The following is a 9,518-nucleotide window of genomic DNA, read 5'->3' as shown; positions in this document are numbered from 1 at the left end:
ACAGTGTGGGATGTCCCCAGCGGTCGCCGTGGACCGCATGGACTTGGTGGAGCATCTCATCCGCTTCGCGTCGTCTGGACAACGTCTTGATGTATTGTTGGCGTTGTTCGCCGGAACTAAATTCGATTGGACGCTGCATCTCCAACTCTCGCATCGATTTGATGTGATGTTTGTCCATGAACATTCGCAATCCATCGACCAGCGTGCGAATCACTCCAGGGCCTTCGCGGTACACGGCCGAAGTCACCATGGCAACGTCGGCTCCGGCCAACAGCACGCGGATGACGTCGCTCGGGGTGCCGATCCCGCCACATGCCGCAAGCGGCATGGCAGGGCAATAGCTGTGAATTCGCATGATGGTTCCAAGCGATTGAACGATCGAACCCGCATGGGTTAATTCCCAGTTGATTTTCAGCTGGAAACTGTCAAGACAGATGTCGACGTCCGGGGCCCGACCGAACAACACCAAACCTTGGGCTCCCGACAACAATCGATGTGCCAGATGGCTGGGGCTCGTGTAATAGCGGTCGAGTTTCAGGAACAACGGAATTGTGATGGCGGCGTCAATCTGGGTGACCAACTCAGTCAGCGCATCTTCGACTTCCCGAGGGCTCGCATATTCGCTCGGCGGCGGATGATGCACATTCAATTCGATCGCCGCGGCACCCGCCTGCTGAAGCTCACCGGCAAAGTCCAACCAATGTCCTCCACACTCCCCATTCAGACTGGCGATGATGGGAATCGAAACGTGAGCGGCTGCGCGTTGTACCATCGACAAATACGATTCCGCACTCTGGCAATACGTATCGGTCGGCCCCAATTTGCAGCGTTCCAGTAATTGGGGGGAAGCTTCATGCACCTCAAGTCCCCTGCGCTGGTTCCACTGCAGGACCTGTTCCTGAAAGAGCGAGGGTAGCACGATGGCGCCCGCACCCGCTGCGGCGATCGCCGCGTGGCTCTGCTCTTCGGCGGTCAATGGACAAGCGCCGACAAGAATGGGGGACTCAAGCTTTAAGCCGCCAAAGTGTGTCGTCAGGTCAATGCTCATGGGCACCCCTTTGTAACGCGAACGTGAAACTCGGCGAAACGCCCACATGACTTTTACGAGTTTCTCGTCTTTGATTATAAGGTACCTAGCACAAATAGTTCCCAACAAAAGCCAACGTTGTAGAACACAATGGCATCATCAAAGCAACGCGGTTCGCAGGTGCGAATCCATTGATTCGCTGAGTTTTAGTTCAGTTCCATGCGATGCTTTCTCATGTACGAATGGCATTCGACGCAGCGCACCGTCATCGAGACATACCCCAGCGTCGCTCGGCTAATGTTCTTTTCCTTTGCGGCTTCCGCGATCATCTCTGCAGTGCGTCGAAATTCCTGACTCTGAGTCACATATTCCGGGGTCTGCAACACGTTCCAGCCACTTTCGAGGCTTAACAGTTTTAATGCTTTGGCATTTTGGGCGATGGCCTCGAAATCCTCGAGCGTCAGACCCTCGAGGATCGCTTTTGACTTGTCGAGTTTCATCTTCATCAACGGTGTGATGCGATGAGGGGGGGCTTCGTTAGGCGGATCTGCACTACTGAGTTGCGAACCCATTGTTGCGAAAAACAAGGCGAAAATTAGTGCACTCGTGACTTTCATCATCGATACTCCAGCGACACAAAGAGGGAAAGGAAGCAAAACGGAGTTGGGGAAAAAATAGATCCTGCCGAAATCCAACTCAGCAGGTCATTTTGTGAACGTGCCGCCGAAATCGGGTTGGAAAGGCGGAACTCGCTATGAGTGGGTGTCCCCCGAAGAGTGGGGGCGATAATGTTGCCAACATTCTTCTTCGCGACCTCGGACGATGCGGCAGCCACGAAGTTTGCCAAATTGCGAGGTGATCACCGTCCATCGGTCATGTGATTTGGGATCGTCGCGATAGAGAATAACCCAATCCTTGGTTGTATTAAGCTGATGAGCACGCGCGGTGTTCGAGTACATTGCGGTGTAGTGCCGGTCGGATCGCTGGCAATGCAGAATGGGTAGCCAAGCGACTGCCCCAGGATTGAAATGACGAGGGGCGATCTTCGTTAGCTTGCCTTGCGAAGCGAGTCGCCGATACTCTTCGTCGACGTCCAGCAATTCGGCTACCGAGACCTCGTGGTCCGATTCGTGTGCACCGGAGAGGGTGTGATCATAAACGGCCCGCTCCGATCGCGTCATGTCCGCATTTTCGCCTGCGAGGGCAGAGGGGCCAGCGGGTGAGCGATGACGAAGACGATCGGCCAAACTTTCGCGAATGGCGCGAATTCGCTTGCGTCCCATCCCCGGTACGTTTTCCAGCCGCCCGTCTTTTGCAGCCGCCCATAATTCAAGTAGCGTTTCGATCTCGAGCTCCTCATGAATTCGATGCGCTAGCTCGGGACCGATGCTGGGCAAGGTCGCAAACAATCGCTCGGCGGTCTCTTCGCCACGCAGCCGATCCAATAGCGGAATGCGACCCAATCGAAGGTATTGTTCGATTAAGTTTGCGATCGAATGCCCAATCGTCGGCAAGTCGATCAGCCCCATCACGCCCTCGTGCAGCATGATATTGCGAACCGGAGTCGCCAGCGATTGGAGTGTCTTGCTGGCGTTCTGATACGCACGAACGCGAAACTCACCCGCACCTTGTTCCGCCAACAGGTTGGCGATCTCGTCTAGCAATTCTGCGATCGCTTGATTCTCCGAGGCGTGGTGCGACGACTCGGAAACCGTTTCGATCTCGCGAGCAATCTCGTCGGGTTGATGCGACTGAATCGCGACCATCTCTGCCACCTGCTCTGTTGGTTGGGGTGAACGTTGCGATGCGAACGGGCTTGCTCGGCCGAATTACTTCGGAGTTCGAGGAAGCGCGACGTCGCGACTTAGCACTTCGTCAAGGAACGAAAGGACGCGTCGTTCATCGATCGTGGTTTTGACAAAACCCAGCACCCCGCCGGAAGCATTCGCCACCGCTCTCGCTCGATCCATGATGTCCGCACGCAGCGTCAGTAACGACTCATCACTCATTCGGGTGATCAAGTCGGTGATGTAATGCTTCCAGGTCAAGGCAAGCTTCTTTTTGGGTTTGACGGACAACCAGTGCTCAAGTAAATCCGCCGCCGGAGTTCCCTCGGTAATCCCTTTTTCGTGTGCCGCAGCCAAAATGGGGCGACGCTCTTCGGGATCCATTTTCCCGTCGGCCCAGGCAACAAGGACCAGAGGAACCAACGATAACGCCGCGACCGTCTCCGCATTCGCACCGGCAGCCAATAGTTCGTCGATTAAATGAGAATCGGAAATCCCCGTTACCTCCGCGAGTTGTTGCCGATTGGTTTCGAGTTCCTTCTTCGCCCTCATGTCTGAAATGAGCCGCTCGTCGACTCGGTGGAAAAATTCATCTTCCAATGCTTGACGACGGTCGGTGAATGCGTCTTTCGTCACCATTACTTGCTCCTCGGTTGATTGCCCACTGGATTGTCGTTGCGATTGCAACAGTTAATTGAATTGCAAACGTTGTGCCATCACTGCGGGGGAAGGATCCCGTACTGTTTTCTTGCGGAAAACATCCGCTCCTTAGCGAGTGCGAGACAATGACGTGTGACGGTGTGGCACACGTGTGCCCCGTTGACGCATCGAATCGGTGCAGATTGTTGTGCTGGGCTGATAAAAAACGCATAAGCGAACCGAACTTCGGTGTTGTCCACCATCCAATCCATGCTTGGCGCAACGTTTGCCTGATCTGCGGTCCCGAAACCGAAACACTTTCCCCCATTCACACCGCCGCTATCCAGTGCCCACCCCAATAACGCCAGTGACGGACTCCTTCGTCAGTCGAAAGCAAAGCATGATTGCCGCGCTCGCAGTCGTCGCGATTCTCGTCCATTTGGTATTGCGGTTTGTGATCGTGACCGATCGCGGTGTCACGGAGTTGCCGCTGTTGATTGCCTTGGCCTTTGGCGGTGTCCCGTTGGTTTGGGAGCTGTTGGTCAAGTTGTTCCGGCGTGAATTCGGTTCCGATTTGTTGGCGGGTATTTCGATCGTGACCTCGGTGGTTTTGCACGAGTACTTGGCGGGCACCTTGGTGGTGCTGATGTTGTCCGGTGGCGAAGCGCTCGAAGCATACGCGGTGCGTAGTGCATCGTCGGTCCTGCACGCGCTGGCCAAACGGATGCCCTCGGTGGCTCATCGCAAACGCGGCTCGATGCTTGAGGACATCGCGCTGGACGCAGTGAATATTGGCGATGAATTGCTCGTGTTGCCTCATGACATCTGTCCGATCGACGGTACGGTGGTCGAAGGCCACGGAGTGATGGACGAGTCGTATTTGACCGGTGAACCCTACATGATGTCCAAGACGCCTGGATCGCAGGTGTTGTCCGGCGCGATCAATGGGGATTCCGCTTTGACGATTCGTGCAGAGAAGTTGGCGGTCGATTCACGCTACGCCAAGATCATGCAAGTGATGCAGTCGTCCGAACAACACCGACCGCGAATTCGCCGACTGGGCGACCAACTGGGCGCCTTTTACACGCCGCTTGCGGTCGCCTTGGGGGTTGCCGCCTGGGTTGTTTCCGGTGACCCGATTCGTTTTCTTGCGGTCATGGTGGTTGCGACGCCTTGTCCGCTGCTGATCGCCATTCCGGTAGCGATCATCGGATCCATCTCGCTGGCGGCACGCCGGGCCATCATCATCCGCGACCCTGCGGTGCTGGAACAAGTTGATGGGTGCAAGACGATCATTTTTGACAAAACGGGAACGCTGACCTACGGCAAGCCGCAGCTGACCGAACAGATTTGTTCGCCAGAGTACGAACCGCGAGAGGTACTTTCGCTGGTCGCCAGTTTGGAACAATATTCCAAGCACCCGCTGGCCGAAGCGATCGTTGCGGCCGGTCGAAATGCGAATGTGGTTCTCAAAGAATCCAGTCAAATGAGCGAGCGTCCGGGCGAGGGACTGCGCGGGATCGTGGCGGGCAAGGAGATTCGCATCACAAGCCGTCAAAAATACGTTGCGGGTCATCCTGAGGCCAACGATCTGCTGCCACCGCAAGTGGGCGGATTGGAATGCCTCATTTTGATCGATGGCGACTATGCAGCGACGTACCGATTAAGGGATGCACCGCGCACCGAGGGGGCGCTGTTTGTCAACCATTTGTCGCGGCGGCACCAGATTGAGCGAGTCGTCTTGCTTTCGGGGGATCGCGAATCCGAAGTGCGGTATTTAGCCGAACTTGTCGGCATCTCGGAATCTTATGGTGGGCAAAGTCCCGAGGATAAATTGGAATTTGTGCGGCGGGAAACCGAGCGAGTCAAGACGATCTTCGTCGGCGACGGGATCAACGACGCCCCCGCCTTGATGGCCGCGACAATCGGGATTGCCTTCGGCCAAAACAGTGATGTGACAAGCGAAGCCGCTGGAGTGGTGATCATGGACAGTTCGCTGGCCAAGGTGGACGAGTTCATGCACATCAGTCGGCGGATGCGAACGATTGCGTTGCAAAGTGCCGTGGGAGGCATGGCGCTAAGCTTTATCGGAATGCTGATCGCTTCGGCCGGGTATCTGCCACCGGTGGCCGGCGCGGTGACCCAAGAGGTGATCGACGTCGTCGCGGTGCTCAATGCCCTGCGTGTGGCATTGCCGCCCAAAAAGTTGGTCGATTTTTAGCGTTCCAGCAATCGCGAGGAAACGATTCGATTTTTAGGGGTACTGCAAGCGGGAGCGTGGTATCATGCATGCGTACTCCACGAGTCTCTTTTGGGGGAAACTGCGATGAAAGTCTTGCTTGCGTCTGATGGTTCTTCGCTCGCGAAGAACGCTGCGGAGTTGCTGCACCATCTCAAATTCCAGCAGCCACTGAAACTCGCGGTATTGACCGTTTCATTGGGCCCCGAGTTGACGATCCACGGTAATCCTCAGAACTTGACCCGCGAGGAAGAAGAAAAGGAGTTCGTCGCCCGGCATCACGCCGAACTCGAAGCGATGTTCAAAGATCAGTGTCCCGACTATTTCTCAAAACTGCATCACACGGGAAATGTGGCCCAGTCGATTTTGGAGGTCTCGCGACGCATCGTTGCGGATCTGATCGTGATCGGTGCAGTCGGCCATTCGTTGGTCAGCCGGATGTTATTGGGCAGCATTTCGGATCGCGTCGCGACCCATGCACAATGCTCGGTGTTGGTCGTGCGACCGCCCGATCAAGATCACCGCCCTCATGTCTGTCCCAAGAAGATCACGATTGCCTACGATGGGTCGGTCGCGTCACGCGAAGCCATCAACGAAATGATGCAGTTAACGTGGGATCCGGATTGTGAGTTCAGCGTGCTCAGCATTGCGCCAAGTTACGACTACCTGATGAGTGAGGGAGTGGCGGCGGGCGTCCTTGAGGACGAAGCGAAAGCCTTGGAACAAACAAAAGACAAGGCCGAGTACATGGCCAAACAACTTGCAGAGAAACTGCCCAACACGCACCCGCATGTGATTCGCAGCCAACACGAGGGCGAGGCCATTGTTCGCTTTACCGAGCATCAGCAGAGTGATCTGGTGATTCTAGGGGACACAGGGCACAGTTTGCTGCACGATTTGTTTCTTGGCAGCACCACCAAATACGTCTTGCGTCATGCGCCTTGCAGCGTGTGGATTTCACGCCATCATCACACAGCCGAAGGTCAATGAGTCGTCGATGGTTGGCCTCGGGATTGCGCCCAATGCCACCTACGTTCGGTAGCGGTACGGCGCGAGCCGTCCGGTTGCGGCGAATAAGACGTACGGAATCAGACCGGGCGAGGCCCCGCGTCACTCCGCTGCAAAAGTCACCCGCGCCTGGCAATACGAGACGCCATTGGGCACGCGTCGCTTCGAAACTGAACGGCCACTGCATTACGGATGATGATGATGCGGAAGCGTCACTGGCGATTGGAATCCACTCGGTTTGACGGCCAAGATCGAACAGGGGACCAGCGGCAACAAACGCTCCGCCGTGTTGCCAGTAATCATCCCTGAAATGCCCGAGCGGCCCAGCGTGCCCATGGCCAGTAAGTCGATGTCATATTGCTCGATGCAGTGCCAGATTGCGAAGTCCGGCGGGCGTGTGGCAAAGTGGATATGGGCTTCGCGAGAGAGTTTGAATTGTTTCAATTGGTCGTTGATTTTCTGTTCGGCCTCGTGACGGTATTCCGCCGCTTTCTCATCCGATACGGGGGCAGGAAAAACGTGGTCCAGTTCCGGGTATTCAATCGCGTGTAGCACATGCAGTTCGGCGTCGTGCAGCTCGGCCATCGCGCCGCCCAATTCCATCGCTTCGTCACCGACAGGCCTTAGATCGTGAGCCACTAACACCGAGCGAAGCTTTTGCTCGGGCGGCAACTTGGTAACCCACACCGCACAGGGGCATTTTCGCAATAGCTTGACCGTATGGCTGCCGGTCGAAAAAGGATGTGTGGGAGAGGCGTCTTTGGCACCCACGATCACCAAATCGTGCTGTTTCCAAATCACTTGCCGAATGGTTTCCATCCAACTCTTGCCAAACACGACACGATTGTCCGCGCGGACGCCTTCGTCGTTGGCATGTTGAACCAACTTGGCCATCACCTCCTTGGCGTGATCGCGAACGGTTCGCTGGCCATGCCCCTCCTGTACCAATAACTGCGTTTCCGCGTCGAGATTCGGAGCCCACGGGGACAACACATTAAGAAACGTCAGATGCGCTGCATTGGTCTTGGCCAACCAAATCGCACGCGTGATCGCTTTCAAAGACGACGGGGGAATCGTGTCAACGACATGTCGGTCGCCTTCGGCAAGATCAACGCCCACCAGAATGGATTTAAATCGCTTCATCTCAGATCTCGTGTGCCTTGGTGCGAGCCGCAATGGGATGGATACAGTGAAGGCTCTCGATGCGTTTGATTGTCTTGCCTCCTAGCCCCCCTTCCCAAAAAGGCAAATGATGTGCCAAGCAGCGGTTGGCTTATCGTGTTGACCAACCTATCGGTGCCACTTCGCCTCGAAGCAGTGTTTGGGACGTCGATAGCAACATTTGGGGTGTGCGTAATTGGCCCATTGCAAAGCGTTGGTGTGGAGGGTTGTGTGCTCTGTCGCACGTGACAGTGGGCGTTTTGCGTCCTTGAGTCACTTGGCATGGTGAATGCAATTGCTTTTACGCCAAGCGATGACATTACCCCGGTGTGACGTCAATCATCCCCCCTTCTTTTAAAATCGGGCCAAAGCACGAGGAGCAAAGATGCGTCAATTGGCCTGGATCATTGTTGTCCTGGTGGTTCTCACCGGCGTCGGAACCGGATGGTTTTGGCTTGTCGAAGGTTGGCCGCTAGTGGATTCTGCGTTCATGACGGTGATCACGTTGAGCACGGTGGGGTACAACGAAGTTCGACCGCTGTCGGACCGTAGTCGTGTCTTTGTGATGATCTACTTAGTGTGCGGTTTAGGCGTCTTTCTTTTTGCGGTCGTCCAACTTGGTGAGATGATCGTCCGTGCGGAGCTACGAACTTGGTTAAGGAAACGAGGAATGAATTCGACACTTCAATCGGTCAAAAACCATTTCATTGTGTGTGGCTTTGGCCGCATGGGGCGGACGATCTGTCGTCATTTGGCGGATCGTAAACTGCCGTTTGTCGTGATCGACCAAAATGAAAACACGCTTGCCGAATGTGAACAACATGGTTGGCCGTGTGTGCGTGATGACGCAACGAGCGATTGTACGCTGCTGGACGCGGGGATCGACCGTGCTCGCGGTTTGGCGGTGGTTCTAGACAGTGACGCCGACAATCTCTACGTGGTATTGTCGGCCCGTTTGATCGCGCCGGACTTACAAATCATCGCGCGCGCTTCGGACGAAAGCAGTGCACACAAGATGGAAAAGGCGGGGGCCAATCGCGTGGTCAGTCTGTTCGCCAACGGGGCGGCAACGATGGCTCAACTGTTGATCAATCCGCACGTCGAAGACTTTTTTGAGTTTGTCTCGGGAACGGGAGCGACGTTGGATCTTGCTGAAATTCGCGTCAGTGCTAACTCACCTTGTGTGGGACGCCCGTTATCGGATACTGATTTCCGCAGTCGCGGCGTGATCGTCGTTGCGATCCGTCGTCCCAATGGCGAGGTGTTGTTGCCGCCGTCGGGAAGCAGCGTGATTGATGCGGACGACGTGCTGATCGCGCTCGGCAAAGTGGCTGCCATTTCCGCCGTGCTTTCGTGCGAATACCTCGACGCATCTTGACGAACCTGCTGCACGCATCCCGCACCACGAAAGGTTACTTTTCATGTCCGCCGTCTCGATCGAAGCTGGAAATCTCATTACGGGACTCGGCGGTGGCTTGGCTCTATTTCTGTTTGGCATGCGTCAGATGACCGAGAGTCTGAAGACGGTCGCCGGCAGCAGCATGAAGACGTTGCTGGCACGCTTGACCGCAAACCGATTTACCGCGGCGATGGCGGGCATGATTATCACCGCGGTGATTCAGTCCTCGTCGGTCACCACGGTACTGATCGTCGGCTT

The 9,518-nt window shown here is 55.7% G+C and carries 8 protein-coding genes and 1 pseudogene; 4 read left to right on the top strand and 5 right to left on the bottom strand.

What is annotated here, in order from left to right:
- The 4 genes from ABX962_RS20885 to ABX962_RS20870 form a co-directional block, all read right to left on the bottom strand.
- Positions 1-1,048, bottom strand: a 1,048-nt coding sequence (locus ABX962_RS20885) for a dihydroorotate dehydrogenase-like protein (protein WP_372721961.1), incomplete at its 3' end; no start/stop codon positions are given.
- A 185-nt stretch (positions 1,049-1,233) separates the two neighbouring features.
- The gene (locus ABX962_RS20880) at positions 1,234-1,533 is read right to left on the bottom strand and encodes a hypothetical protein (protein ID WP_372721959.1); all 300 of its coding nucleotides are present in this window, start codon (positions 1,531-1,533) and stop codon (positions 1,234-1,236) included.
- 246 nt (positions 1,534-1,779) lie between these two features.
- The gene (locus tag ABX962_RS20875; protein ID WP_372721963.1) at positions 1,780-2,793 is read right to left on the bottom strand and encodes a helix-hairpin-helix domain-containing protein; all 1,014 of its coding nucleotides are present in this window, start codon (positions 2,791-2,793) and stop codon (positions 1,780-1,782) included.
- Between the two features lie 63 nt (positions 2,794-2,856).
- Positions 2,857-3,453 (bottom strand): hypothetical protein, encoded by a 597-nt coding sequence (locus tag ABX962_RS20870; protein ID WP_372721957.1) that lies wholly within the window; start codon positions 3,451-3,453, stop codon positions 2,857-2,859.
- 400 nt (positions 3,454-3,853) lie between these two features.
- On the opposite strand from ABX962_RS20870, the gene ABX962_RS20865 reads away from it, so the two are divergent.
- Together ABX962_RS20865 and ABX962_RS20860 are read left to right on the top strand one after the other, a co-directional pair.
- Positions 3,854-5,674, top strand: a complete 1,821-nt coding sequence (locus ABX962_RS20865) for a heavy metal translocating P-type ATPase (protein ID WP_372721955.1) — start codon at positions 3,854-3,856, stop codon at positions 5,672-5,674.
- Between the two features lie 105 nt (positions 5,675-5,779).
- Positions 5,780-6,682 carry a universal stress protein gene (locus ABX962_RS20860; RefSeq protein WP_372721953.1) on the top strand — a complete coding sequence of 301 codons (903 nt, stop codon included), beginning with the start codon at positions 5,780-5,782 and terminating at the stop codon, positions 6,680-6,682.
- 204 nt (positions 6,683-6,886) lie between these two features.
- On the opposite strand, the gene ABX962_RS20855 is transcribed toward ABX962_RS20860, so the two are convergent.
- The gene (locus tag ABX962_RS20855; protein WP_372721951.1) at positions 6,887-7,843 is read right to left on the bottom strand and encodes a universal stress protein; all 957 of its coding nucleotides are present in this window, start codon (positions 7,841-7,843) and stop codon (positions 6,887-6,889) included.
- Between the two features lie 403 nt (positions 7,844-8,246).
- Here ABX962_RS20855 and ABX962_RS20850 point away from each other — a divergent pair, with 403 nt between their 5' ends.
- Both ABX962_RS20850 and ABX962_RS20845 read left to right on the top strand, forming a co-directional pair.
- Positions 8,247-9,239 carry an NAD-binding protein gene (locus ABX962_RS20850; protein WP_339941679.1) on the top strand — a complete coding sequence of 331 codons (993 nt, stop codon included), beginning with the start codon at positions 8,247-8,249 and terminating at the stop codon, positions 9,237-9,239.
- A gap of 43 nt (positions 9,240-9,282) precedes the next feature.
- Positions 9,283-9,518: pseudogene (locus tag ABX962_RS20845) on the top strand (sodium-dependent phosphate transporter); the annotation flags it as partial.

The sequence above is a fragment of the Novipirellula sp. genome (genome assembly GCF_041583735.1).
In the GTDB taxonomy this organism is placed as follows: Bacteria; Planctomycetota; Planctomycetia; order Pirellulales; family Pirellulaceae; genus Novipirellula.
Note: the sequence above shows the minus strand (reverse complement) of the source record. Positions and strands in the feature narration are given on the sequence as shown.

Coding starts and splice junctions, on each gene's coding strand:
- ABX962_RS20875 (WP_372721963.1), bottom strand. CDS start 2,793: ATGGTCGCGATTCAGTCGCATCAACCCGACGAGATTGCTCGCGAGATC.
- ABX962_RS20855 (WP_372721951.1), bottom strand. CDS start 7,843: ATGAAGCGATTTAAATCCATTCTGGTGGGCGTTGATCTTGCCGAAGGC.
- ABX962_RS20865 (WP_372721955.1), top strand. CDS start 3,854: ATGATTGCCGCGCTCGCAGTCGTCGCGATTCTCGTCCATTTGGTATTG.
- ABX962_RS20850 (WP_339941679.1), top strand. CDS start 8,247: ATGCGTCAATTGGCCTGGATCATTGTTGTCCTGGTGGTTCTCACCGGC.
- ABX962_RS20870 (WP_372721957.1), bottom strand. CDS start 3,453: ATGGTGACGAAAGACGCATTCACCGACCGTCGTCAAGCATTGGAAGAT.
- ABX962_RS20860 (WP_372721953.1), top strand. CDS start 5,780: ATGAAAGTCTTGCTTGCGTCTGATGGTTCTTCGCTCGCGAAGAACGCT.
- ABX962_RS20880 (WP_372721959.1), bottom strand. CDS start 1,533: ATGAAGATGAAACTCGACAAGTCAAAAGCGATCCTCGAGGGTCTGACG.